At 70.2% G+C, this 25,158-nt stretch carries 24 protein-coding genes; 5 read left to right on the top strand and 19 right to left on the bottom strand.

The annotated features are described in order from the left end of the window. The first annotated feature begins 55 nt into the window (after positions 1-55). Both ACQP2T_RS11915 and ACQP2T_RS11910 read left to right on the top strand, forming a co-directional pair. Entirely contained in the window at positions 56-919 is an 864-nt protein-coding gene (locus ACQP2T_RS11915; protein WP_433519759.1) for an ABC transporter ATP-binding protein, read from the top strand. Next, the gene (locus tag ACQP2T_RS11910) at positions 916-1,770 is read left to right on the top strand and encodes an ABC transporter permease (RefSeq protein WP_433516196.1); all 855 of its coding nucleotides are present in this window, start codon (positions 916-918) and stop codon (positions 1,768-1,770) included. Before ACQP2T_RS11915 ends, ACQP2T_RS11910 begins: the two co-directional genes overlap by 4 nt. A 42-nt stretch (positions 1,771-1,812) precedes the next feature. Here ACQP2T_RS11910 and ACQP2T_RS11905 read toward each other — a convergent pair whose 3' ends face one another. From ACQP2T_RS11905 to ACQP2T_RS11835, 15 genes are all read right to left on the bottom strand, one after another. After that, entirely contained in the window at positions 1,813-3,390 is a 1,578-nt protein-coding gene (locus ACQP2T_RS11905) for an FAD-dependent monooxygenase (RefSeq protein ID WP_433516195.1), read from the bottom strand. A gap of 30 nt (positions 3,391-3,420) precedes the next feature. Then, the gene (locus ACQP2T_RS11900; RefSeq protein WP_433516194.1) at positions 3,421-4,665 is read right to left on the bottom strand and encodes an acyltransferase domain-containing protein; all 1,245 of its coding nucleotides are present in this window, start codon (positions 4,663-4,665) and stop codon (positions 3,421-3,423) included. After that, positions 4,655-5,710, bottom strand: a complete 1,056-nt coding sequence (locus ACQP2T_RS11895) for a ketoacyl-ACP synthase III family protein (protein ID WP_433516193.1) — start codon at positions 5,708-5,710, stop codon at positions 4,655-4,657. Before ACQP2T_RS11895 ends, ACQP2T_RS11900 begins: the two co-directional genes overlap by 11 nt. Before the next feature lie 3 nt (positions 5,711-5,713). Then, positions 5,714-6,559: an SDR family NAD(P)-dependent oxidoreductase gene (locus ACQP2T_RS11890; protein ID WP_433516192.1), complete on the bottom strand. Its 846-nt coding sequence runs from the start codon at positions 6,557-6,559 to the stop codon at positions 5,714-5,716. Between the two features lie 61 nt (positions 6,560-6,620). After that, positions 6,621-7,667 (bottom strand): methyltransferase, encoded by a 1,047-nt coding sequence (locus ACQP2T_RS11885; protein ID WP_433516191.1) that lies wholly within the window; start codon positions 7,665-7,667, stop codon positions 6,621-6,623. A 22-nt stretch (positions 7,668-7,689) separates the two neighbouring features. Next, on the bottom strand, positions 7,690-8,712 hold the full coding sequence (locus ACQP2T_RS11880) for a methyltransferase (RefSeq protein ID WP_433516190.1): 1,023 nt from the start codon (positions 8,710-8,712) through the stop codon (positions 7,690-7,692). Between the two features lie 35 nt (positions 8,713-8,747). After that, a complete protein-coding gene (locus ACQP2T_RS11875) occupies positions 8,748-10,640 on the bottom strand; it encodes a KedN5 family methylcobalamin-dependent radical SAM C-methyltransferase (RefSeq protein ID WP_433516189.1) in 1,893 nt (630 codons plus the stop codon). Positions 10,641-10,763: 123 nt separating this feature from the next. Then, a complete protein-coding gene (locus ACQP2T_RS11870) occupies positions 10,764-11,534 on the bottom strand; it encodes a cyclase family protein (RefSeq protein WP_433516188.1) in 771 nt (256 codons plus the stop codon). 11 nt (positions 11,535-11,545) lie between these two features. Further along, the gene (locus ACQP2T_RS11865; RefSeq protein ID WP_433516187.1) at positions 11,546-12,772 is read right to left on the bottom strand and encodes an FAD-dependent monooxygenase; all 1,227 of its coding nucleotides are present in this window, start codon (positions 12,770-12,772) and stop codon (positions 11,546-11,548) included. A 12-nt stretch (positions 12,773-12,784) separates the two neighbouring features. Continuing rightward, positions 12,785-13,933, bottom strand: a complete 1,149-nt coding sequence (locus ACQP2T_RS11860) for a cytochrome P450 family protein (protein ID WP_433516186.1) — start codon at positions 13,931-13,933, stop codon at positions 12,785-12,787. A gap of 46 nt (positions 13,934-13,979) precedes the next feature. Continuing rightward, positions 13,980-14,726, bottom strand: a complete 747-nt coding sequence (locus tag ACQP2T_RS11855) for an SDR family NAD(P)-dependent oxidoreductase (protein WP_433516185.1) — start codon at positions 14,724-14,726, stop codon at positions 13,980-13,982. A 121-nt stretch (positions 14,727-14,847) separates the two neighbouring features. Further along, positions 14,848-15,711, bottom strand: a complete 864-nt coding sequence (locus ACQP2T_RS11850) for an SDR family oxidoreductase (protein ID WP_433516184.1) — start codon at positions 15,709-15,711, stop codon at positions 14,848-14,850. Then, on the bottom strand, positions 15,708-16,010 hold the full coding sequence (locus ACQP2T_RS11845) for an antibiotic biosynthesis monooxygenase family protein (RefSeq protein WP_358539798.1): 303 nt from the start codon (positions 16,008-16,010) through the stop codon (positions 15,708-15,710). Before ACQP2T_RS11845 ends, ACQP2T_RS11850 begins: the two co-directional genes overlap by 4 nt. A gap of 31 nt (positions 16,011-16,041) precedes the next feature. Beyond that, a complete protein-coding gene (locus ACQP2T_RS11840) occupies positions 16,042-17,562 on the bottom strand; it encodes a class I adenylate-forming enzyme family protein (RefSeq protein ID WP_433516183.1) in 1,521 nt (506 codons plus the stop codon). Beyond that, positions 17,555-18,505 carry an aromatase/cyclase gene (locus ACQP2T_RS11835; RefSeq protein ID WP_433516182.1) on the bottom strand — a complete coding sequence of 317 codons (951 nt, stop codon included), beginning with the start codon at positions 18,503-18,505 and terminating at the stop codon, positions 17,555-17,557. The genes ACQP2T_RS11840 and ACQP2T_RS11835 overlap by 8 nt, the downstream gene beginning before the upstream one ends. A gap of 169 nt (positions 18,506-18,674) precedes the next feature. On the opposite strand from ACQP2T_RS11835, the gene ACQP2T_RS11830 reads away from it, so the two are divergent. Together ACQP2T_RS11830 and ACQP2T_RS11825 are read left to right on the top strand one after the other, a co-directional pair. Next, the gene (locus tag ACQP2T_RS11830) at positions 18,675-19,118 is read left to right on the top strand and encodes a nuclear transport factor 2 family protein (protein ID WP_433516181.1); all 444 of its coding nucleotides are present in this window, start codon (positions 18,675-18,677) and stop codon (positions 19,116-19,118) included. A gap of 12 nt (positions 19,119-19,130) precedes the next feature. Continuing rightward, on the top strand, positions 19,131-20,339 hold the full coding sequence (locus tag ACQP2T_RS11825) for a nucleotide disphospho-sugar-binding domain-containing protein (protein WP_433516180.1): 1,209 nt from the start codon (positions 19,131-19,133) through the stop codon (positions 20,337-20,339). Positions 20,340-20,369: 30 nt separating this feature from the next. Here the strand turns inward: ACQP2T_RS11825 and ACQP2T_RS11820 are convergent, their stop codons facing one another. The 3 genes from ACQP2T_RS11820 to ACQP2T_RS11810 all read right to left on the bottom strand — a co-directional run bounded on the left by ACQP2T_RS11820 (position 20,370) and on the right by ACQP2T_RS11810 (position 23,370). Further along, positions 20,370-21,527: a hypothetical protein gene (locus ACQP2T_RS11820; RefSeq protein WP_433519758.1), complete on the bottom strand. Its 1,158-nt coding sequence runs from the start codon at positions 21,525-21,527 to the stop codon at positions 20,370-20,372. Between the two features lie 5 nt (positions 21,528-21,532). Continuing rightward, positions 21,533-22,417 (bottom strand): SDR family NAD(P)-dependent oxidoreductase, encoded by an 885-nt coding sequence (locus tag ACQP2T_RS11815; RefSeq protein WP_433516179.1) that lies wholly within the window; start codon positions 22,415-22,417, stop codon positions 21,533-21,535. A gap of 179 nt (positions 22,418-22,596) precedes the next feature. After that, positions 22,597-23,370 (bottom strand): AfsR/SARP family transcriptional regulator, encoded by a 774-nt coding sequence (locus tag ACQP2T_RS11810; RefSeq protein ID WP_433516178.1) that lies wholly within the window; start codon positions 23,368-23,370, stop codon positions 22,597-22,599. 634 nt (positions 23,371-24,004) lie between these two features. Between ACQP2T_RS11810 and ACQP2T_RS11805 the strand changes: the two genes are divergently transcribed. Further along, positions 24,005-24,217, top strand: coding sequence for a response regulator transcription factor (locus ACQP2T_RS11805; protein WP_433516177.1), 213 nt, complete (start codon positions 24,005-24,007; stop codon positions 24,215-24,217). Between the two features lie 64 nt (positions 24,218-24,281). Here the strand turns inward: ACQP2T_RS11805 and ACQP2T_RS11800 are convergent, their stop codons facing one another. After that, positions 24,282-25,157 (bottom strand): NAD(P)H-binding protein, encoded by an 876-nt coding sequence (locus ACQP2T_RS11800; protein ID WP_433516176.1) that lies wholly within the window; start codon positions 25,155-25,157, stop codon positions 24,282-24,284. Position 25,158: the final 1 nt, after the last annotated feature.

Here is a 25,158-nt window from a genome sequence, read left to right as displayed (position 1 = left end):
GGCGCCGGTCACACCGTCCGGCGCCGACAGCGTCATCGACGTCAGGGACCTGCGGATGCGGTACGGCGACACCGAGGTGCTGGCCGGACTCACCTTCGCGGTACGGCGAGGGGAGGTGGTCGCCCTGCTCGGACCGAACGGCGTCGGCAAGAGCACGACCATCGAGATTCTCGAGGGGTTCCGCTTGCGCTCCGCCGGTCAGGTGTCGGTGCTGGGCGCGGATCCCGTGCACGGCGACCGGCGCTGGCGCGCCGAGATCGGGGTGGTCCTCCAGTCGTGGGCCGATCACGGCAAGTGGCGGGTACGCGAGCTGATCTCCCACCTGGGCACCTACTACGTCCCGTTCGCGCGGGAGTCGATGCCCAGGCCGTGGGACTGTGACGCGTTGCTTGAGCTCGTCGGGCTCACCGACCTGGCCGGGCAGAACCTGCGCCGGCTGACGCAGGGGCAACGCCGGCGCCTCGACGTCGCCATCGGGCTGGTCGGCCGGCCGCAGCTGTTGTTCCTCGACGAGCCGACGGTGGGGTTCGATCCCCGCTCCCGGCACGACTTCCACACGATGATCAAGCAGCTGGTGGAGACGGAGCGGATCACCGTCGTACTCGCCACCCATGATCTCGCCGAGGCCGAGCGGTTGTCGCACCGGATCCTGCTGCTGGCCGGCGGCCAGATCATCGCGGACGGATCGCCCGAGGAACTGTCCGGCCGCGCGAGCGAGACCTCCGAGGTGCGCTGGAGCAGGAACGGCCGGCGCTTCAACGCCTCCACCCCGGCGCCGGCCCGCTTCGTTCACCAGCTCTACGCCGAACACGGCGCGGACATCGATGATCTGGAGGTGCACCGGGCCACCCTTGAGCAGAGCTACCTGACGTTGGTGCGGGACTGGGAATCCGGCACGTCACCCGTGAGGTCGCGATGAGGGCCGCGTACGTCCCCCTGCGCGCGGGGGTACGACACGGCCTGATCGAGCTGCGGCAGCTGTTCCTGGACAGCCACCATGTCGTGGTCACGCTCATCTCCACCGGGATCTTCTTCACCGCCATGCTGTTCACCCGGGGGTTCGCGGTGCCGGGCACGCAGTTCTCGCTGGGAGTGACGATGCTGCCCGGCGTCCTCGGGGCGAACATCGGTCTCAACGGCATCGCGACGATGGCCGGGACCCTGGCGGTCGAGCGGGAGGACGGGACGCTGCTGCGCGCCAGGACCGTGCCGGGCGGCATGGTGGGCTACCTGGTCAGTAAGGTCGTCGGGCTGTCCTGCTCCATCGCCATCACGGCGGCGCTGACTCTCGGCGCCGGCCTCGCGGTGTTCCCCGAACTGGTCGTCCACGGCGCGCGCACCTGGCTGACACTGGCCGTCGTGTCGCTCCTCGGCCTGGCGGCGGCGTTGCCGGTGGGGATGGCCGTGGGTCCGCTGCTGCCCAATTCGCATAGCTTCGGGCTGGTCATGTTCCCGCTGTGCGCGCTGGCGGCGGTCTCCGGTGTCTTCTACCCGATCACCCGGCTGCCCGAGGCGCTGCAGTGGATCGGCGAGGCCTTCCCGATGTACTGGCTGGGTCTCGGCGCCCGCTCGGCGTTGCTGCCCGACGCCATGGCCGCCGTGGAGATCGGCGGATCGTGGCGGCTTCCGGCCGGCGTCGCCGTACTCGTCGCGTGGGCGGTGGCCGGTGCGCTGATCGCGCCCATCATGCTGCGCCGGATGATGCGTCAGGAGTCCGGCTCGAAGCTGCACGCGCGCCTGGAGAAGGCCATGCAGCGGCGCGTCGGCTGATGTGGGAACGGCGGAGCGGGAATCCCCGCTCCGCCGTTCCTTTCAGGTCCGCTCGACCGTCCGGTCCGGCCACAGCCGGGCAGAGAGCGTGTCGATGAGCTCCCGGTCCAGCCGCCGGCCGCGAGCCGACACATAGCCGTCCGGACGCACCAGGATCCAGCCGCCGTCGGTCAACCCCAGGCCGGCGCGCAGCGCGCCGTCATGGTCCGGCAGGTCGAAACCGGCCGAGCGCACGGACAGCCACGCGTCGTGACGGGTTTTCGCGGCTTCGAGCGGCTCGGGAAGGTCACCGGCGACGAGCAGCGTCCAGCGCGGGTCCTGGAGCTCCGCGGTCAGTGCCTGCTCGGCGGCCGACTCCGGCGGACCGGCGACGCGGCGGGTGAGTCGCTGGCCGGGGCCCGGGCGCGGCTCGGCGCCGTTGAGCGTCAGCGGGCTGTCGGAGTACTCCAGGTTCAGGCCGGACACCGCGCCGAGCATCCTGCCCTGCATCCGCCTGCGCAGCGCGGGGATGTTGGAGACCGCGGCGAAGACCACGGGCAGCAGCCGGTCCGCCACGGGGTTGCTCAGTTGCACCAGCCGGGTGGCCTTCTCGGTGGAGGTCAGCAGCTCCGCGCCGACGGGGACGCGCTCGACGCCGTAGGTGTCCAGCAGCGCCTGCCCGGCGTGGCCCCTGATGACCATGGCCAGCTTCCAGCCGAGGTTGTACGCCTCCTGGATCCCGGTGTTCATGCCCTGGCCGGACGCCGGGCTGTGCACGTGAGCCGCGTCGCCGGCGACGAAACACCGGCCACGGCGCATCGTCCGCACCATGCGCTGCTGGGCGGTGAACACCGACACCCAGCCGGGCGGACGTACTACCACCGGCCGCCCGAGCCCGATCCGCAGCTTGCGGGTCAGCCGCTCGGCGAGCCGTACCGGGTCTCCGTCGTAGTCGACGTCCACCGTGTCCAGCAGCCGCCATCGGCCGGGCTCGATGAACGGCACGGCCATCATGGTGACGCGTTCGGCGCGGATCCAGTAGATGCTGTTCGGCGGGAGGTCGGTCTCGACCTGCGCGTCGGCCAGCAGCCAGGTCTGCCTCGACGTGCCGACCAGCGTGAGGTCGAGCTCCGAGCGCACGGTGCTGTGGCCTCCGTCGCAGCCGATCAACCAGGGCACCCCGTGTTTCTGGCGGGAGTCGCCCTGGCGCAGCTGGACCGTCACTTCCTCCTCGTCCTGCTGGAGTGACTCCAGCCGCACTCCCCACTCCGGCACGACCCCGTGCTCGCGCAGGGCGTCACGGAGGATCTCCTCGGTGACGATCTGGTCGATGGCCATGGTGAACGGGAATCGGGTCGGCATGGCCGTGTAGTCGGCGGCCAGCCGCGCCAGCCGGCGCCCGTCCCTGTACAGCGCGAACCCGGTGATCCGCCGCCCCCTGCGGAGCACGGCGTCGATCACCCCCAGTTGCTCGTAGATCTCCAGTGTCCTGGGATGGGTCGCGATCGCCCTGCTGGTGGTGGCGGGACCGGGCGCGGCGTCGATGATCCGCACCCCGATGCCGCGCCGGGTCAGGTCGAGTGCCGCGGTCAGGCCGACCGGCCCGGCGCCCGCGATCAGCACCTCAGTTGGGGAATCCATCTGCTGGCACACCTTTCTGCCGTCACGTCGCTAAAAGCGCTCAAGGTCGAGGTCGTGGCCTTCGAGCCAGAGCTTCGCGGCCGCCGCCAGCACCGCGCGCCGATCCCGCTCGCCCTCGCCGGGCCCGGCCGGCAGCAGGGCCGCGACGTCGCCGGCACCCGATCGCACCTTCGGATGGCGCCGGGCGAGCGCGGTGAGGCTCTCCGACGGGCCCGCCTCGACCAGCAGGTAGTCGCCCTCGGCCAGCAGCCGGTCGAGCGCCGGGCCGAACAGCACCGGCTCCGCCGGCTGGTCCGCCCAGAAATCCACGTCGGTCGCGGTACCGGGCGACATCAGCCCGCCGGTGTAGCCGGAGTAGAGGGGGATGGCGGGCGGGCGCAGTGCCAGACCGGCCATCACCTCCCGCGATCCGGCCAGCGCCGCGGCGATGGCCGGGCTGTGGAACGCGGTCGTCGCCCTGGCCCTGCGACACCCGTAGCCGGCGGCGCGCAGGCCGCGCTCGACCTGGCGCAGCGGCCCGTCGAGGCCGGCCAGCATCACCTGGCGGGCCGCGTTGACCGCGCCGACCACCACCGCGCCGTCGAGGTCGGCGAGGAACGGGCGCAGTTCATCGGGACCGGCGGCGACCGCGAGCATTCCGCCGGGCGGTAGCCCGGTCAGCCGGTCGATCCGATCGCGCATCACCGTGACCGCGTCGGCCATGGTGAACACGCCGGCCAGCGCCGCCGCGGCGACCTCGCCCACGCTGTGGCCCAGCAGCGCCGCCGGCCGTACTCCCCAGCTGAGCACGAGCCTGCCCAGCGCCCAGTCGACGGCGAAGAGCAGCGGCTGCGCCCGTCGCAGGTCGTCGAGGTCGAGCGCCGGCCGCGGTGATCGCCAGTCGTCCCTGATCGCCCGCCCGTGCGGGCCGAACAGCCCGAAGACCTCGTCCATGCGGGCGGTGAACTCGGGATCTCGCTGATAGAGCCCTGCCCCCATACGGGCGTGCTGGGCGCCTTGGCCGGGAAACAGCAGCGCCACGGGCCGTCTCCGGCCCTGTCGCGGCGCCGAGGCACGCACTCCGGCCAGGGCCTCGGCATGGGTCGCGGCCAGTACGGCGCCGCGTACCGGCCCGGCCGGGGTGGGCGGCCGCCACTGGTCCACCGCTTCCTGGAACTCGGGCGGACCGTCCGTGGTCAGCCATCGCTCCAGCGCGGCGCCGGTCTGCCGCCAGTCGTGCTCGTCCGCCCCTGACCAGGCCAGCAGGCGTGTTCGGGTTCGACCGTCACCGGTCATCGGGCCCCTCCTTCCTTGCCATGTCGTCCTCCCTCGCCGGGTAGCCCGGTGCCGCCAGGACCTCGACGACCGCGCACGACCAGGTGAACCCCGCGCCGACGCCGGCGAGCAGGCATCGGTCGCCCGGCCGCAGCCGCCCGGTCGCCGCCAGGTGGTCCAGCCCGGCCAGCTGGTCCCCGGCGCCGAGATGTCCCACCCGCCGGCCCCATGGCCAGGTGGTCCGCTCGATGTCGATGCCGTACGGGCCGATGTAGGTGAGCTCCAGCCGCCGGCGGCCGAAGTTGGGAAGGACGAACCAGTCGATGTCGGTCAGATTGCTCTCGGCCTCGGCGAGCGCCCGCTTGATCGTCATGTGCTGGCGGGCCGCGACCCGTGCCACGCTCTCGGAGATCCCGGCCTTGGCGAGGAAGGCCCGTTTGGCGGCATCGAGATCCACCCGGCCGCGGACCGAGAACGGCTCGACTCCGAACGGATCGTCGCCGCGGTGCATCCGCTCAAGGCCGGGGTCGGACTCGGTGACCAGGCAGCGCAGCCGCGCGAAGCCGGCGCCGCGGGACAGGACGATCGCCGCGCCGCCGTCGGCGTACACCGTCCCGGCGTCGCTGCGCCACCGGTCGAACCCCGGAGGGCAGAACCGGTCCGCCGCGGTGATCAGCGCCGCCGCGCCGTCCCCGGCCGCGACCAGGTGGCAGGCCGCGAGGCCGAGCGCGGCCATTCCGCCGTTGGACATCTGCCGGATCTCGATGGCCGGGCAGTCCCCCACCTCGGCGTACCGCTGGATGAACGAGGCGGGCGCCCAGAGATCATGCCCTTGGTAGTAGACGTTCGCGTGCAACAGCAGCCGGATGTCGTCGCCGCGGTGGCCCGCTCGCGCCAGGGCCGAGCGAGCCGCCCGGGTGGCCATCTCCGGCGCGGACTCGCTCCGGGACACCGTCACCGACGTGATGCCGTCAGAGCGGGGGCTGCCCGGTGTGACGCCATCGGCCGGTACGGCGGGCGGCAACCACACACCGGTGGCCGCGATGAAGAGGTCCTCGAAGCGCATGGGTCACGGCGACTTCTGCCGCTCCGCGTCGGCGGCCTCGGCCGGCGGCCTCATGGGCCGTTTCCGGGGGATACCAGTGAGCTCGATCCCTCCGTCCACCGAGATCACCTGTCCTGTCACGTACGCGCTGCCGGGCTCGGCCAGCCGGGTGATCCAGACGGCCACCTCCTCGGGCTCGCCCACCCGTCCGGCGATCGTGGCCTGCCCGAAGATCTCCAGCGCCAGCCGCGCGTCGGCCGGGCTGAAGCCGGCGCGCGCCGCCGCGTCGGTCCTGGTCACACCCGGAGCCACCGCGTTGACCCGGATGCCTCGCTCGCCGAGCTCCACCGCCCATGCCCGAGTGAACATCTCGCCGCCCGCCTTGGACGCCGCGTACAGCGAGGAGCCGAACGGTGGCGGCCGGTGCCCCTCGACGCTCGTGACGAGCACGATGCTGGCGCCGGGGGCACGCAACCGGGGAAGCAGCCGGTCCGTCAGGATCAGCGGGCCGATCAGGTTGGTGCCTAGCACCGTCATCACGTCCGCCATGTCGACCCTGCCCAGGGGCGTCTTCTTGGTGATCCCCGCGTTGTGCACCAGGACGTCGAGGACACCGGGACCCGCGCCGACCGCCGCTTCCACCGCGTCGGCGCCTTCGGCGGTGGAGACGTCGGCCACCACGGGGACCAGCTTCGGATGCAGCGTGGCCGTCTCCTTCAGGCGTTCCGCGTCCCGGCCGGTGATGAACACCGTCTCCGCGCCCTGCCGGGCGAAGATCAGCGCCGCGGCGCGGCCGATTCCGGAGCTGCCGCCGGTGACGACGACGTGCTGCCCCGCGAACGGAGTGAGAGTCGGGGAATGATCCGTCATGGCAGCAAGATCCCTCCGACGCACAGAGGAGCGAGCGCGGCCATGGCGAGCAGGTTCAACATCATTGAGGCAGGCATTCGAGTACCGTCCATTCTCCGGGTGTGGGTTGGTTGGCCAGGGCGAAGCCGGTCGAGCGCAGGAGGCGTTCCCACTCGTGGATGGAGCGCTCGCGCCCGCCCCAGACGGTGAGCATGTCGATGTCCAGCAGCTTGGCGCGATCCCATGTGTTCAGCTCCGACACGACCTGCTCCAGGACGAACAGCACGGCACCGGTGTCGCCGATCGCCGTCCTGACCTGGCGGAGGATCCGGGCGGCCGCCTCGTCGCTCCAGTCGTGCAGGACCATGTTCAGGATGTAGGCGTCGCACCCGGCCGGCAGCGGGCCGGCGAAGAAGTCGCCCGCCGTGACGGTCACCCTGTCCGACAGCCCCTGTTCGGCGATCGAGGCCACGGCCGCTTCGACCATCGCCGGCCGTTCGAAGAGCACGCCGGCGCATCCGGGAAAGCGCTCCAGCAGCAGGCCCAGGAAGATCGCCTTACCGCCGCCGATGTCGGCGACCCGCCGGAACCGGCCGAAGTCGATCCGGTCGAGATATCGGTTGCCGAGCCGCCGGTTGATGGCGGCCATCGCGTCATCCAGGATGCGGCTCGACCCGGAGTCACTCTCCAGATAGGGCCAGATCGGCATGCCGAAGACGTGGTCGAACGCCGTTTCCCCGGTGCGTACGCTGTGGCCGAGCGCGCCGAGCGCCCGGTAGAAGAAATCGGATCCATCCATGACGATGGCGTCGCGCGCCGAGTCCGCGATGTCGGTACGCAACCCTTCCGCCATCGGGGACAGCCCGAATCTCTCCTCGGCGACCTCGGTGAAAACGCCCACCGACGCCGCGCACCGCAGCACCCGATACAGCGATGGCCGATCCGCGCCCACCTCGGCGGCCAGTTCCGCCACCGTTCTGGGGCCCGCGGCGAGGTGGTCGGCGATGTTCAGCTCGGCGAGCACATGGATCGCACGTGCGAACCGGTCGGCGTTGGCCAGGACGGCCAACGCCTCGCGCGGTGTCTTGGCCGCGACCTCGAGCAACGCGGGGACATCCCATTCCGTCATGATCCCTGCCCCTTCCGCTGGATCAGCCGGTCCGCTCGGCGACCACGACCGTGTCGTTGCCGATGGGAAGGCGGTGGGCACGGATGAACCGGAACCCGGCCCCTTCCAGCCAGTCGCGGCATTCGGCCACCGTGTACTCCGAACCGCCGGGGGTGATCAGCGCCACGTTGAGGCTGGTGATCAGGCTCTGGAGATCGGGCCGCTCTTCGTCGATCATGTGGTCGTAGACCAGCAGCAGGCTGCCCGGCCGGGCCGCCTCGGAGATCCGTTCGACGATCCGGCGTCGTTCTTCGACCGGCCAGTCGTGCAGCACGTGACCGATGAGGTACACGTCGGCCTCCGGCAGCGCGTTCAGGAAGAAGTCGCCCGGGTGGAAGGTGACCTGGGACGCGGTGCCGTACCGCTCCATGATCTCGTCGAAGTACGGGCGCACGATGGGGAAGTCGAACACGCCGCCCCGCAGATGCCGGTTCCTGCTCGCCAGGATCGCGGCCACCTGGCCGCGCGCGCCGCCGACGTCGAGGAACGACTCGTGCTCCGACCAGGTGACGCACTCGTCGAGCTGCGGCGCCACCATGACGTTGCTGGCGTCCATGTGGGACAGGAAGACGCGCGCCTTCTCGGGGTCGTTGTACAGGCGCTCGTACGCCTTCGCGTCCGCCTCGATGTTGGCCTTCGGCTTTCCGTCGCGCAGCGCGTCGGCCAGCGACTGCCAGGCGGGATAATGCAGCCGGCTGCCGATCTTGATGCGGCCGCCGACGTAGCCGGAGTGACCGGGAACGAGGAACTTCTTCGCCGTCTCGCTGGCCTGGTATTCACCGTTGGCCTTGTCCAGGAGCCCCAGCACCACGAGCGCTTCGAGAAAGTCCCGCATGAGCCTGGGGTGCAACCCCAGCGTCGAGCACACCTTCGCCAGATCGGCCGGCTCGTCGTGGAGCGCTTCGAACAGGCCGATCTCCACCGCGCTGTGAAGGATCTTGGCGGGCGCGTACGCCGTGCCCAGCTGAAGGATGGACGACGCGTCGTCTACCTTGTCCACAAGCATGTCATCTCGCTTCCTCGATCACGCGAACAGCAGGTTCACATTCCGTGCGAAAGGGCCGGGTCGACCCGTAGCGGTTCCGCGGCGTAGTGGGCGGCGGTCTCGTGGTTGTCCATGTGTTCGTAGAAGCCCGGCTTGGCGTCGAACACGTACCAGACCGTCTCCGCCTCGGGAGGCTTGTCCCGATCCCACTCGCCCTGCTGCAGCGCCCGGCGCATGTCATGCGAGAAGCGGATCGGGTCCGTCTGGTACGAGGTGCCGTCGGCTCGCCAGCCGGGCGGCGGCCCGAGGTTCGGGTCGACGTACACCGGGCGGGTCCAGTGTTCGTAGGTGTAGAGCTCCTCGGCGAACGGGCGCCACCGCTCGGGGAACCGCGGGACCATCACGGTCCGCCACCACATCTCGATCTCCCGTTCCAGCGCGTGGCTGCCGTACAGCGCGCGGAGCGCCCGCACCACCGACGGCGATTCCGCGATGACCGGGATGGCCGCGCAGAACTCCCTGGCCTCCGGCGTGGCGGACGACTCGAACCAGCGCATGAGGCTCGTGATGAGAGCGGACTGGGTCTGCCCGGTCAGCGCGGCGGCCGGCCGCCAGACGTGCCGCAAGAACTGGTTCTCGCCGAGCACCCTGGCCCACAGCATGAAACGCTGCATCCGGACATGTTCGTTCAGCGTCGCGCTGCGATTGGCCAGAACATATTCGAAGTCGTCGTGCTCACCGCGCAACGTCACGAAACCGTGGTCCGCGCGCTGCTCGCTGTAGGAGGTGTTCGGCAGGAGCAGGAGCGGATAAACCGCGATTCTGGAAACCTTGCCGGCGAGCCGATCATAGCCCTCGAAGAATGAGTCCGGAGTCTCTCCCGGCGCGCCCCAGATGAGCTCCGCGTAACAGTCGAGCCCTTCGTCGGCGAGCCAGGTGGCCAGGCTCTCCCACTGATTCACCTTCATGTTCCTGCGATGCATTTCGGTCAGTGCGTCGTCGGAGAGCGTCTGGAGGGCGAGCGTGAAGGAACTCTTGAATCCGTGCTGCCGCAGTTCGGTGACGATGCGGTGGAATCTGGCTGATTTGTTCTTCGCCCAGCTCGTCTCGATCGCGCGCGGAAATCCGCGGCGCTCCCGCGTCTTGATCAGATCCTCGACGAATTCCTCGTCGCTTTCCAGCAGTCCGAAGTTGGCGTCGCACAGGACGACGGTCGGGACCTCGTGGAAGCCGAAGAAGTCCAGTTCCTCGACGAGTCGCTGCCGGGAGAACGAGCGCACCCGCTGGCCGACGGCGCCGCCCCAGTAGCAGAACGAGCACTTGTACGGGCAGCCGCGGTTGGTCTCCATCAGCGCGACGTCGTAGCGGAAGCGGCCGTTGGGCCAGTTCATGGGGATGGCGCCGGTCAGGAACGGCGACGGGACGACATCCAGGTTCTCGATCCGCGCGGCGTCCGGCGTGGTGTGGACGCTGCCGGGTTCCCTGAGGTAGGAGATTCCCGGGACATTCGCCGGATCCCGGCCGCCGGGGTTGTCCAGCAGATACCGGACGAGTGCGGGAAGAGTCGTCTCCCCCTCGCCGTTCACCACGTAGTCCACCTGCGGCATTTCGCGGAAGACGCGATCCGCCTGATTCGCCACGTGGTTTCCGCCGAATATCACGACGCCCCGCGGATTCAGCTGTTTGAACGTCTCCGCCAGGCAGCCGAAGCTCCGGTAGTTCCAGCCGAGCACCGAGAAACCGAGCACCTCGGGAATCTCTGCGCCGAACAGGTCCTGGGCCATCGCGGTCAGCGCCACGCCACCACGGAAATTGTTTATCTTGACGTCGACGGCGGCCGCGGTGACCGGGTCCGCGTCCAGCACGGCCTTGAGATATCCGGCCGCGAGCGGCATCGACTCCAATGGCATGTCCCATGCGCCCTGTTGCACGAGACCGATGGTCAGCATCGTCGATTCTCCCTTTCCCGGGAACGCTCCGGCGGAGGCGGTTGTGGAAAATCATCGGCCAGCCGGGTAGACGCTTGCTCGAAATGGGTTAGAGGCCGCTTCGCGCGGGGAAAAGAGAACCGCTCATGAGACGATGGCCACCGCTCGGGCCCAGCCGGCTCCGGCGCCGCTGATCTTCACCGGGAAGCAGCAGACCTGGAACCCGGTCGGCGCGGGCAGCGCGTCGAGGTTGCCGAGCCGTTCGAGCTGGCAATACTCACGGTCGCGGCCGACGAGATGCGCCGGCCACAGCACCGACCGGTCGCCGGTCTCGGCGAACGTGGTGACGATGTGGGCGAACGGCGCGTCCAGGCTGAACGCGTCGGTTCCGATCACCCGGACGCCGAGGTCGAGCAGGACGTGTACGGCGGAGGCGTCAAGGCCGACGAACTTCGAGAAATACTCAGGTGTCCCGCACCGCGCGGCGGCCCCGGTGTTCAGCAGGACGATGTCGCCGGGCCGTACGTGGTGGTCGATCCGGCGCAGCGCCCCACGGACCCAGTCGGCGTCGAGCGCGCCCACCGGCTCGCCGGTCGCGTCCAGCACGCAACCGGGCCCGATGAACCACTCCAGCGGCATCTCGTCGATGTTCCGCGGCCTGCCGTAGGAGGCGGTCGATCCGTAGTGCGAAGGCGCGTCGACATGGGTGCCGGTATGCGTGGTGAGGGTCAGGGTGTCCAGCGAGAGGAACTCCCCGTCCGGCAGCGCGGACGGATCCAGTTCCAGCCCGAAATGGGTGCGCATCTCGTCGCTCATGTGACGGGCCCCCTCGGCGGGGGAAAGGATCTCATGACGTACCGGATTGGGTTCGAAGCCGGCCGCGTCGACCGGGGTCGACAGGTCGATGACACGCACGTGATCACTCCTTAGAGGGGTGTCAGGAAGAGGTCGGTCGCCACGCGGATGTTCGGATTGCCGTAGACGATCTCGCGGGTGACCTTGGTGAACAGCGGAGTACGCGACAGGACCCGCGCCACGAACAGGCGGGCCAACCGGCCTTTCAGTCCACCGGAGCGCATGCCACGGGCCTGCATGGTCTGGATCCGCATCATCCGTTCGATGTCGGGCCCCCGCAGCCGCTCGAATTCCTCGATGGTGACGGCCTCGTCCCGGTCCCGCAGCGCGGCCAGCAGCAGCGGGTGCAGGACGGCGGCGTCCTGGATGGCCAGGTTGATGCCCTGCGCCCCGAGCGGGCTGTGGGTGTGCGCGCTGTCACCGGTCAGGACCAGGCCGGGCGCCGCCCAACGCGGCGCCCTGGCGGCGAACACGTCCAGCAGGGAGAGGTCGGCCGGGCTGGTGATGGCGGCGTCGATCAGGGACGCGTACGGCGGAGCGGCCCGCCCCAGCCGGGCCTTCACCTCCTCCAGCCCCGCCGCGATGATCTTCGCGTACCCGCCGTGCGGGACGGTCCAGCCCAGCTGCAGGTGGTCCGGCCAGGACGGGTAGGCCAGGAGCGGGGTGCCGCCATCCCGGAAGATCTGGGCGTACGGCGGGGTCCGCTCGGTGGCGGGCAGCTTGACCCACAGCACGTCGAAGTCGAACACGTCCCGGCGACCACTGGGGATCCCGGCCAGGCGCCGCACAGGAGAGAACCGGCCATCGGCCCCGACCACATACCGGGCCCGGACCACCGTGGTGCCGGTCGCGCCGCGGCCCACGACGCCACGAACCCGGCCGTCCTCGTGAACGAGCTCCGTGGCCCGGCAGCCGTCCCGGTAGACGAAACGGTCATAGCGCCGGACGGCGTCGAGCAGGGCGGCCAGCAGATTCCGCTGCGGCATGCTCAGCAGGTAGTTGTGCGGCGGGGGCAGCGACCGGTAGTCGATGTCCAGCACCGTCGTGCCCTTGTCGACGAACCGGAACCTGGCCAGCTCGTGCCCGCCGCGCTGCCTGGCCGCGTCGAGCACGCCGAGCTGGTCGAGTATCGCCAGCCCTCCCGGCTGCAGGATCTCGCCCCAGTACTCGCGGGTCAGCAGCGGGCTCTTCTCCAGCATCACCACGCTCACGCCGGAGCGCACCAGCAACAGCGCCAGTGTGAGACCGGCAGGACCGCCGCCGACCACGCACACGTCCGCCGACACCTCGTCACTCATGCCGGCCGCCGCTCACATCGAGGGGGCGCCGACGGCTACGGGCAGGTGCGTCAGGCCGCGCACCATATGGCCGTCGCGCCAGACCGGGTCGCCCGCCGGCCGTATGTCGGGGAACCTGCGTACCAGCCCGCCCAGCACCACCTGCGCCTCCATCCGCGCCAGCGGCGCGCCGAGGCAGTGGTGGATGCCGTGCGAGAAGGTCAGGTGCGGATTGGGGCTGCGGGTGATGTCGAACTCGTCCGGCCGGTCGAACCAGGACGGGTCCCGGTTCGCGCCCTGCACACAGGTCATGACGTACTCGCCCGCGCCGATGACGAACCCCTCCACCGCGATCTCCTCGATGGCCAGCCAGGTCAGCGCGCTGATGGGCGCCTCCAGCCGCAGGATCTCCTCCACCGCGCCGCGCACGAGTCCGGGTCGGCGCCGGAGCAGTTCGCGCTGGTCCGGGTGCGTCAGCAGCAGCTGCGTTCCGGTGCCGATGATGGTGGTCGTCGTGATGGAGCCGTTCACCAGCAGCGCCATCACCATCCGGACGAGCTCGTCCTCGTCGAGCCGGTCCTGCCCGTCCCTGACGGCGATCAGGGCGCTGGTGACGTCGTCGCCGGGGTTGCGGCGCTTGTGCGCCACGAGGCGGAGCACGTACTCGCGCGCCGTACCGAACGCCTTGTCGCGGACCTCTTCCGTCTCCGTCAGAAAGCCCCGCGCGCAGTGGCCGACCTCCTCCATCTCCTCGTACGGCACGCCGAGCAGCCTGCAGATCACCGCGATGGGCAGCGGATCGGCCAGGGTGCCGAGCAGCTCGACGGTGCCCCGCTCGGCCATGTCGTCGAGGATCTGCCCGGTGACCTGCTCGCTCCAGCCGCGCAGGGCCTCGATCCGCTGAGTGGTGAAGCCGGCCTGGGCCAGCTTGCGCAGCCTGGTGTGCACCGGTGGCGGACTGTTCAGCGAGTTGCCGTCCAGCGGATTGGGCGGTTTGACCAGCCGCCTGTCCGCCGAGAGCGTCTTGACGAGGTCGTAGCGGATGGCCAGCCAGGCGTCGCCGACCTCCGGATGCTTCACCCGGTTGAGCGGCGCCTCCTCGCGCAGCCGGGCCAGGGTCGGGAACGGGTCGAGCTGGAAGCCGGGGCTGTAGGCGACCGGCGCCGACGGTGCGGTGGGCATGGCATGCGCCTCCTTGGCGATGGGATCGGTGACCTGCGGAGCCGTGTCACCGGCCGCCGGCGACCGTGAGCACCTCTCCGGTGATGTTGTTGTTCGCCGAGGAACACAGGAAGACCACGGCGGCGGCTATGTCCTCCGCGCGGCTGAGCCGCCCGGTCGCCGTACGGTCGGTCTCCCTCTGCCGGAGCGCGAGCGGCAGGCCGGTGCTGACCCGCCGGGTGAGCGTGAGTCCCGGGCACACCACGTTGACCAGGACGCCGTCCCGGCCCACGTCCCAGGCCAGGCTCCTGGCGAAGCCGTGCAGGCCCGCCTTCGTCGCGCCGTAGAACTCCTGCCCACGGTGGCCGTCGACGGCCACGTGCGACGAGATCAGCGCGATCCGGCCCCAGCCGCCGCCTCGCATCGCGGCGACGGCGTGCTGTGCGGTCCTGATGGTGGGGGTGAGATTCTCCGCGATCACCGGCGACCAGTCGGCGGGCGCGACGTCCTCGAACCGCTCCTCGGGTCCTCGGCGGCGGCCCCAGCGCATCGCGTTGGCGACGAGCACCTCCACGGGGCCGAGGCGCTCGGCCACCTCGGCCAGCGTGCCGGCCGGCGAGTCGGGGTCGGCGAGCTCGTAGGGGACCGCCACAGCACCGAGGTGCTCGGCCAGGTCCGCCGCGGCGGCCTTGTCGGTGTGGTAGGCGACCGCGACCCTGGCGCCCTCCGCGGCGAACGCCGTGGCAATGGCCGCGCCGATCTCTCCCGTCGCCCCTGTCACCAGGACGACGCGGCCGGTCAGCCCGAGATCCATGATCGGCCCTTCTCCCGCACCCGTGGCCGGGCGCCCTTCACAGGATCAGCGCCCCTCCGCACGGGCGACCGGGTGCCCTTCACAGGATCAGCGCCCCTCCGCACGGGCGACCGGGTGCCCTTCACAGGATCAGCGCCCCTCCGCACGCGGGCACGAAGGCCCCGGTGACGTAGGAGGAGTCGTCCGACGCGAGCGCGGCCACCAGGCGGGCGATGTCCTCGGGCTCGCCCATCCGCTTCATCGGGACCATCTCGACGGCGGCCGCGAGCCGCTCCGGCCGGATCTGCGCCGACGACTCCGTTCTGGTCACTCCCGCGATGACGGTGTTGACCCTGACCCCGGTGGGGGCGAGGTAGCGGGCGAGGAACTTGGCGATCGCCTCCATCGCCGCCTTCGCCGTACCGTGCGTGATCGACCGGATCCACGGATCTCGCGCCTGGAGCGCGGAGATCGTCACCACCGCGCCCGCGCCGCGCTCCACCATGCCGGGAACGCAGGCCTGCACGCTGAGCAGCACCGCGCGGATCTGGCCGGACACGATGGCCGTCAGATCCTCGACGTCGACGTCGAGCGGGAAATCGCGGATGGACTCGTCGAACCCGTGCGCGTTGATCACCAGGATGCCGATCGGGCCTAGCGTGGCCTCGACCCGCTTGACCATCTCCTCGACCTCGGCCTTGCTGGTCACGTCCGCGCCCACGGCCACCGCCCGGCCGCCGGCGGACTCGATGTCGGCCACGACCTGCCGCGCGTCGCTCTCGCGGCGCCGGTAGTTGACCGCGACCGACGCTCCTCGCGCGGCCAGCTCCCGTGCGATGGCGGCGCCGATGCCCCGGCTTGATCCGGTGACCAGCGCCACCCTCTGGGCGACGCCGGCGGATCCGCGCGGGTGCTCCTGGGGATCGACCTTTTGGGGATCGACCTTTTGGGGATCGGCCGGTTGGGGATCGGCCGGTTGGGGATCGGTCGGCTGGGGATCGGTCATCGTCCCGCCGTCCCCAGGTTCTCGTGGACGACGTCGTACACATCGGGGTCAACGGTGGCGAGGGCGCCGAGGCCGGCGACCCGCTCGCGGAAGCCGTCGCCGGTGACGGCGTTCCGGTGGGCCTCGGCGCTCTCCCACCGCGCCACCTCGACGTACACCTCCGGGTGGTGGACGGACCGCAGCAGCTCGGAGGACAGGTAGCCGGGCTGGGCCCGCATGTACTCGGTCAGGTGCTCCAGGATGCGGGTGAATTCGGTGAGATCTCCGGTGCAGGTCAGCTTGTTCACCAGGGTGACCATGAACGTACTCCGTCTTCTCGGGAAATCGGATTCACTGGATCGCCGTCGGATCGCCGAGCAGGTCGCGAAGCGCGGCGCGGCTGGTCTTGCCACCGGGTCCGCGCGGAATCGAGGTGGTCAGGACCACCCGCGCCAGCCGCTGGTACACCGGCACCCGGTCGTTGAGGAACATGGCTATCTCGTCCCCGGTAATGCCTTCCGCACGCGGCACCACCAGCGCGTTGGCGACGGCGCCGTGCAGCGGGTCCGGGGTGTCGACGACCACGCAGTCGGCCACCGCGGGGTGGGTGGCGAGAACCTGCTCGATCTCGGCCGGCGCCACCAGGTTGTCGTCGTACTTGAAGGTGTCCTTGAGCCGGTCGATGAGGAACAGGTAGCCGTCCTGGTCGAGGCGTCCGATGTCTCCCGTGGACAGCCAGCCGTCGGCGTCGATCGGCGAGGGCTCCCGGGTGTCGAGGTAGCCCAGCATGATCTGGGGGCCGCGGACCTGTACCTCGCCCCGCTCTCCGGCCGGCAGCACCGCGCGGGTCGTGACGTCGACGATCCGGCACCCGGTCTCGGCGACGGGGGGACCGACCGAGCCGTATTTCGGCCAGGGCGGCTGGTCGCAGTGGGTCAGCGGCGAGGTCTCGGCCAGTCCGTACCCCTGCATCACCGCGACGCCGAAGTGGTCGGTCAGCGCGCGGGCGGACGCCGGGGCCAGCGCTGATCCACCTGACAGGATCGCCCTGACGGTGTCCAGCCGGAGCTCGCGCAGCCGGGTGTCCCGGGCGAGCTGGGCGAGCCGCATCGGGAGGCTGTAATAGTGCGTCGCCTCGACCTCGACCGCCAGGCGGGTGGCCGCGACCGGATCCGGGTCGGTGCAGAGCACCTGCGTGGCGCCCGACCACACGGCGGAGTTCAGGTGCATCGGGTGGAAGCTCGGCAGGTGGTTCACCGTCACGCTGTTGGGGCTGAGCCGGTGCGCGCGGACGATCTGGGCGGCGTTGGCCACCAGGTTGCGGTGCGACAGCAGGACACCCTTGGGCAGTCCGGTGGTACCGCTGGTGAACAGCACGCAGGCCGCCCCTCGCGGTCCGGGCGCGGCGGCCACACCGGTGGAGATCGACGACGGGGTGAGCGCGGCCGGCACCGGAACCAGGTCGACCCGGTCGGCATCCGCCAGCTCGGGGGCCAGCCGCGTACGCATGTCATCGGTCACGAACGCCAGCCGGACACCCGCCGTGCGCAGCATGTGCGCCAGGGCCTGCCCGCTCTGGAGCCGGTTCAGGATCGCCAGTGTGTTGCCGCTGCGCAGGATCGCGTAGTACGCCACCGCGAAGCACGGGTCGAAGGCGTTCGCGAGGCCGATGACGCAGCCACCGGGCGCCGTGAGGTCGCGCAGCGTGTCGGCGAGCCGGGACACCGCGGCGTCCAGTTGGGCGAAGGTGAGCAGGACATCACCGCACCTGATCGCCGGGCGGGTCGGCAGCCGCTCCGCCGTCTGATGGAGCCGCTCGTCCAGACGGATCTCCGGTAGCGAGAGCGGGCGGGCGTCGAGTGCGTCAGACACCGACCGGCTCCTCGGCGTGGTCCTTGGCCAGGTTCAGGTTCCGCACGCTGTGGATGCTCAGCGCCCGGCGCAGGTAGCGCCGCGCGTCGCTCACCGTCGCCGTGTCACCGAGCAGGCCGAGCGCCGATCTCTTGATCGTCACCGTGTGCCGGGCCGACGCGAGCACACCCTCGGGCGTCTCCAGGAACGACCAGTGGCCGGTGTGCGCGTCCAGCAGGGCCGGCAGGACGGTCTGCTTGTAGACGATCAGGTGGTGCGGGCGGCAGACGCGCACCGATCGGGTGCTGTGCGTCGAGCCGTCAGGTGCCTTGGTGTCCATGTCGAAGAACTGGATGCCGGGGGACGGCTCCTCCAGGACGAGCCGGGAGACGTGCGGAATGCGGTCCGGCCACGCGCCGGCCTCGTACAGGAAGCTGTAGACGTCGTGGACCGAGCCGGCGATGAACACGCGGTCCTCGAACGAGAGCACGAGCGAGCGCAGCTCCTCCCAGCGCGTGGCCGTGTCCCTGGCGGTCTCCAGCAGTTCCTGCGTGTTGCGCTCGATCGCCAGGGCGAGGTCGCGTACCTGATCCCGCTCGCCGGGCAGGTAGGTCATGGTGTGGCGCAGCGTCACCTGACAGGTGCCGCCGGGCTTGTCGTCGAAGGTCCACTCGCCTTCCAGGGACCGCAGCGGCGCCGGCGGCGTCTCGTGCGTGAACCGGATCCGGCGCACGGCGGGGTCGAAGCGCCAGCGCGCCCGCCAGGTCCGCACCGCCGCCCGGTCCGTCAGGGCCCAGTGCTGGACGAGAGTGCCGGAGATGTCCCGCCGGCACACCTCGGCGTGCACGGCCCACGGGTGGAACTGTGGCCACGACGACAGGTCGGCAACGATCGCGTAGACCGTTTCCGCGGGCGCTGGAACGGTGACGTCACGGACCACGACCTCACGCTGCATCTCCGACATGAACCGCATCCTTTCCGCCGGTCTTTGGAGACAACGCTGGCGTGGCCTGGTCGAGCGGACGCCGAGCTGAGACAGAGGGTCGTTCGGTTCGTTCTCGTGTCGCGCTCGATGTACGGCGACGAGCCTCGGCGACGAGAAATCGACATTCGCTGCCGGAGACGGAGACGACGTGAACGTTGACACCGAGCCGACCCGGCTCGACACGCGGTACGTGGAGATCCAGCAGTTCTACGCCGAGCACATGCACCTGCTGGACAGCGGCGACACGGCGGGATGGGCGGCCACCTTCACCGAGGACGGGACCTTCGAGCCGCCGCCACCGCGGCCCGCGGTGCGCGGGCGGGACAACCTGGCGGACGCCTCCGCGCGCGCGGCGGCCGAACGCGCGCGGAAGGGCGAGACGCACCGTCACTGGCACGGCATGGTGTCCGTACGGCCGGCCGAAGACGCGGATTGCGTACGGGTGACCTGCTATGCGCTGATCTTCGTGACCCCGGCGGGTGGCGAGCCGCGGCTGCACCAGGCATGTGTCTGCGAGGACCTGCTGGTGCGCACCGACCGGGGCTGGCTGGTCCGGCATCGCCGGGTCACCCGCGACGGTCAGCCTGCCTGAAGGGAGGCGGTCATGCGGATTCTCTTCGTGGTCTGGGCGTGGCCCTCGCACTTCTTCCCGATGGTGCCGACGGCGTGGGCCAGCTGGGCGGCCGGGCACGAGGTGCTCGTCGCCACCCAGCCGGCGCTGCAGAAGACCCTCCGTGACAGCGGGCTGCCCGCCGCGTGCGTCGGTGCCGATCTTGACACGGCCGGCATGTTCAGGAACCGGATGGCCAAGGCCAAGGACGCCGATGGCCGCCTGACCAAGCTGACCACGCCAGGCGCGCCGGGCGCACCACGCGCACCGCGCGCCAGCGGGCCGGCGGATCCGCGGCTGCTGGTGCTCGAGGTCTACGGCGCGCTGGCGCGCGCCATGGCCGACGACACGGTCAGGCTCGCCAAGGGGTGGGCCGCCGACGTGGTCGTCTGGGATCCGATCACCTTCGCCGGCGCCATCGCGGCCCGCGCGGCCGGCGCGCTTTCCGTACGCCATACGTGGGGCTTGGACAGCGCCCGCTCCATGCGGCTGTACGACGACTGGCCAGCCGATCTGCGTGCGCTCCTGGCCGAGCACGACGTACCGGTCGAACGCGTCCGCGAGGACCTGTGCCTCGACATCTGCCCGCCCCGGTTGCAGCTGCCGCCGGAGGCCCACACCACCTCGGCGCGGTACGTGCCGTACAACGGGCCGGACGCCGGCGCCAGCCGGATCATGGCCGCCTCCCGGCGGCCGAGAGTGTGCGTGACCTGGGGAACCACGGTGGAGCAGCTGGCCGGCAAGGCCCAGTTTCCGGCCGGCGAGGTGCTGCGCGCCCTGGCGGCCCACGACGTCGACGTCGTGGTCGCGGCGTCCGGCGAACAGGTGTCCCGGCTGGGCGCGTTGCCGGAGAACGTCACCGCGACGGGCTGGATGCCGTTGCGAACGGTGCTGGAGTCGTGCACGGCGATCGTGCACGAGGGCGGCGCGGGCACCCTGATGACCGCGTCGCTGCTCGGCGTGCCGCAACTGGTCATTCCCACGCTGCACGAACAGATACTCGCGGCGGAACGGCTCGCCGCCGCCGGCGCGGGCCGGCACCTGGCGGCCGGCGCCGCGACGGCCGCGGCCGTCGAGCAGGCTCTCGCGCCGCTGCTCGGCTCCAACGGCCATCGCCAGGCCGCGCTGGCTCTGCGGCAGCACATCCTCGATCAGCCGACGCTCGGGGACACGGTGTCCCGATGGGATGGCCTGGCCGGTTGAGGTGCCTTCGGCAGCTCGGAAAACAGTTGTTTACGAATGTCCGGGGCCGGCGAGTAACTGCCGGAGCCAATGGGGAAAGCCTTCCTCGCCGTTCGTGCCTTTCTCCAAGAAGACGATGTTGTGATAGACGTGGATCCCGGTGACGCAGGCCTGGGTGAGCGTCGGGGGCTGGTCGGCGGCCGACGCGCGCTCCTGGAAGTGCAGGTCATCCACGAGCTGCTTGACCAGCCCGACCGCCGTGTACGGTTCAGCGGTGTCTCCCGCGCTGCCCCCGAATTCCGGCAGGTACGACGTCTGCAGGTCCTCGATCACATAGATCCCGTCGTGCCGCAAGTACGGCAGCAGCGCGTGAAAGGCCGTCCGGATGTCCTCGGCGACATGGCTGCCGTCGTCGATGACAATGTCGAACGGACCGTATAGGTCACCGATCGCGGCCAACTCCTCGGCCACTCGCTGATCGGCCACGGCGGCGGTCAGCCGGCGTTGATTCAGCAGCGACTTGTCAAATATGTCGACACCGACGATGAGCCCGCGGTGGAAATACCTCTTCCACATCTTCAGAGAAGCGCCGCCCAACTCGCGATCCTCGCCGCCGATGCCGATCTCCAACAAGCGGACGGGATGGTCCCTGAACCGCTCGAAATGGTGTTCGTAGTGGGGGGCGTACCAATGGAGGCTGGCCCATTTGTCCGATCCGTAGCGGACAGCGAGGCTACCCAGATCGACCGAGTCGTTACCGCATCCAGAGAGAAGCGTGTCGGTCGCGAGAGCCGTGTCGCGAAGATACCCGAGATGTTCGAGTCCCGAAGGGAGGAACGCGTTACGGAAGTCCCCTGTGCGCCGGTGTCCGACCGGCCCGAAAATGCGGTGGACGAGATCCAGGACGTCGATCTCCAGCACCATCTGGACGGCGTGACCATCGCCGTTCACCTGGCGAATCGGCTCGTCGCGCATTACTCGGAGTAGGGTCCCGCACCGTCGCGCACCGTGTACGACTTCCAGGGCGATGGTGACCGCCGTGGTGTTCTCCGGCGGGGGGCAACGAAAGACGATCTCATCGATGAGGATCTCACCGACGGTGTCCAGACCGAGCTCGTCGACCAGTTCGGCGACGGCCGCGTCCGGCGCGGTGCCGGCGGTGATCAGTCGCTCGACGTGCTCGGCGTCGAGCTTGTCGTTCGAGGACATGGGCGTCACCTCGATTCCGGGGCGTGAGCCGTCCGACGGCCGCCGTGCGCGGTCAGACTTTTTATGATCATGTTGTCGACCGCGCGGGCGGGCAGCAGGTCGATGATCAGGCTGCGCATCCTGGCGTCCCATCCCAGCCGGCGCAGCACCGGGGGCCGGCGCATGGACACCAGCCGGACCACCTCTTCCGCCACCGCCTCCGGCGACCGCCCCTGGTGCCGCCCGCGCTCGGCCACCGCCGCGACACCGGCGGCGAAAGCCTGATAGTCCGGATGGCCGGACCAGGAACCCCGGCCCGCGCGCAGGTCCGCGACGATGCGGTCCCACAACCTGGTGTTGACCGAGCCGGGCTGGAAGGCCACCACGGTCACTCCCTGCGCACGCACCTCCCGGCGCAGCGCCACCGCGATGGCCTCGAAGGCCGCCTTGGCGGATCCGTACGGCCCCGTCAGCGGCAGGGTGAACTTGGCGGCGTCGGAGCCGATGTTGACGATCCGGCCACCGGCCCTGCGCAGCAGGGGGAGCATCGCCTGGATGACCGCGACCTGTCCGAGGACGTTGACCTCGAACAGGTTGCGCAGCTCGTCGGGGGTCACATGCTCGATCGGCGCCATCGCCACGGCACCGGCGTTGTTCACCAGCACGTCCAGTCCCGACTCGCCCACCTCGGCTTCGATGCGCGCGGCGGCGGCCTTGACGTCCGGCAGCTCGCGGACGTCGAGCCGGATCGCCGTGATCGTCTCGGCGGCGGCGCGCAGCCGCTCCCCGTCCTCCGCCGAGCGAACTCCCGCGTACACCCGCATGCCGCGCCGGGCCAGCGCCAGCGCCGTGCTCTTCCCGATCCCCCGAGAACTCCCGGTGACCAGCGCGCTACGACCTTTCCACTCCACTGGTGCGGCTCCTTCGCTCGGTGCCGGCGTCGCGAGCCGTCCGGTGCGGAAACGACGTGACGGCGGGATTCACGGGCAGGACAATTCAGGACGATTCACGGATAGGACACGGCACGCGGATCGACGGCGTATCAACGCTGTACAGACCCGCTGGTCGGCCGGTCACGAGAGTCGGCCGGTCACGAGAAGAGCACTGGCTGCTGGTCGGCGACCAGCACCTGGTGATGCAGCCGCTGGAGGTCCCGCGACGGGTCGAGGCCGAGCTGCGTGGCCAGCTGGCTGCGCAGATCGGCGTACACGCCGAGCGCCTCTCCCCGGCGACCGCACCGGCTGAGGGTGATCATGAGCTGGGCGCTCAGCCACTCGTTCACGGGATCCTCGACGACCAGCGAGCGGATCTCCGAGATCAGTTCCCGATGGCGGCCTAATCGCATGTCCGCCATGATCCGGAGCTCCTTGGCGCTCCTGCGCTCCTCTTCGAGGAAGGTGGCGTACGCGCTCAAGGTCTGGCCCAGCGGCACGTTCCCGAGTGCGGGGCCCCGCCACATGTCCAGCGCTTCACGCAGCGTGATGGCGGCGTCCTCGGGCTGGTCGTCACCGAGTAGTTGACGCCCCTTCGCCACGAGATCGCAGAAGATATTGGCATCCACCATATCGTCGGCGAGTCGCAGCAGATAGCCGTGGGTCTTTGTCGCCAGGAGGTCGACGCCGGCCGGTCCGAGGCGTTCGATGAATATCTTGCGCAGGTGGTAGATATACGTGCGAGCGGTCGCCACCGAGGTTCTCGGCGGCCCATCACCCCAAATCTCGCCGATGATGGTGTCGATGCTCACCACACGATTCGCGTGGAGCGCGATGAGAGCGAGCACCGTCCTTTCTTTGGGCGGATCAGGGGTGAAGTCTGATTTGCCGTTGAGTTCGACCTGAAAAGCCCCCAGCATGGAAATTCTCATGAACCGACGCTCCGCACTTCTCCGAGGGTTCGGAACCCGTTCTCGACTACGCATCAATAAGAATAGAATTGCCTTTTCATGGTCTTGGGAATTCGGGGTCTTCGCGTTCGACGGGAGGCACGTTGTCAGTCGGCCCGGGCGCCGCCGGTCGACCGGCGACTGAGGCCGACGGCGACCGGGCGGCGCACGTGCGCGGGGCCGAGCCGGGAGCTCCACCCTGCCCTCGACGGCGAGCCGCCCGGTGGACTCGGCGGATCCGCCGGCACCGGAACGGCATTCGGCTGCCACACGCCACCCCCTCGTCGCCCTGCCCCGCACTCCGCGAAGAGTGTGATCTTCTACGGCCCCCGCGCACGTGCCGGTCGATCATCCGTACGCATGCGGTATGTGCCGCATTTAACAGTGCCTCTAGCGTGCTTCTTGATTCCCTCAATCTGCCTCAAGCAAGGTCTAAAAACATCACGGGTGGCACGGATCTTTTCCTGGGTATGAGTGAGTAGACATGATCACGGCCATGCCTAACTGCGTAACCAGGCAGAGCGGGGGGCCAGATGCGTACAGTGAGTAATCTGCCATGACAGTCGAGTATTCGAAGCCGCGTTTTACCCGGCGTGAAGTAGATGTCCTCGTTTTGGTGGCGACGGAGTGTGCGAACTCCGAGATCGCGACGGAGCTCGGGATCAGCGTCCGGACGGTGGAGAGCCACGTCAGGAACATGCTGCGCAAGTCTGGCCGCAGGAGCCGGGCGGGCCTGGTCGCCCACGGTTACGCCTCCGGGATACTCCTGCACGGAGTGTGGCCCCCGCGGTGCGCGGCGCGCGTGACTCCCCGTAACCGCGCCGCCTGAGTCACCGGGTGCCCCGCGCGGGGCGGGGCGGCACCCGTCTCACCGCGAACGGCGCTCGCCCGTCTCAGTGCGAACGGCGCTCGCCAGCCCACGTGCCCGGCGCGAAGCGGTCGGCGTGATCGGCGGCCCACTCCCGGAAGGTCCGGGCCGGCCAGCGTGTGAGCCGCTCGACGGTCGGTTGGACGCGGGTCCGCAGCTCGACGTCGGCGCTGCCCCACATCCCGACCAGAGCGTCCACCATCTCCTCCGGCAGGTGCCGGAGCATGGCCCGTCTGGCGTCGGCCGGGGTGATCTCCTCCAGGCGCAGGGCCCGGTCGAGGACGTCGCCGAGGACGCGCACCTGATCGAAAGTGGTCAGCACCTCGGGCCCCGTCACCGGATATACCTGGCGCCGGTGCCCCTCGCCGACGAGCGCGGCCACCGCGACGGCCGCGAGGTCGCGCGGATCGATGGGGACCGACGGCGACGCGCCGAACGGCGCCCGGATCACCCCCGCGACGACGATCTGCGGCGCCCACCGCAGCGCGTTGGACATGAAACCGCTGGCGCGCAGGATCGTCCATCCCATGTCCGAGCGGCGCAGCGCGTCCTCGGCCGCCCGTTGCCAGCGGGCGAGCGCGCCGCCATCGCGCTCCTCGACGGCGAGCGAGGAGAGCTGGACGATGTGCCGCACACCGGCGGCTTCCGCCGCCTCGACGAGATTCCGGTCGTGTTCGGCCCGCAGGTGCGTCATCCCGGTCAGGAACACCGACCGAATCCCGCGCAGCGGCGCCGCCAGGGTGGCCGGATCGCCCAGGTCGCCACCCGCCACCTCCACGTCGGGCGGGAAGGAGACCGCCGCCGGGTCACGGGTCAGCGCGCGGACCTTCTCCCCGGTGTGGCGGAGCTGCTCCACCACCTCGCGCCCCACAGTGCCCGTCGCCCCGCACACAAGAATCATG

The sequence above is a fragment of the Nonomuraea sp. CA-143628 genome (genome assembly GCF_050942315.1).
Taxonomy (GTDB): Bacteria; Actinomycetota; Actinomycetes; order Streptosporangiales; family Streptosporangiaceae; genus Nonomuraea.
This window is presented reverse-complemented; position numbering and strand designations above follow the sequence as displayed.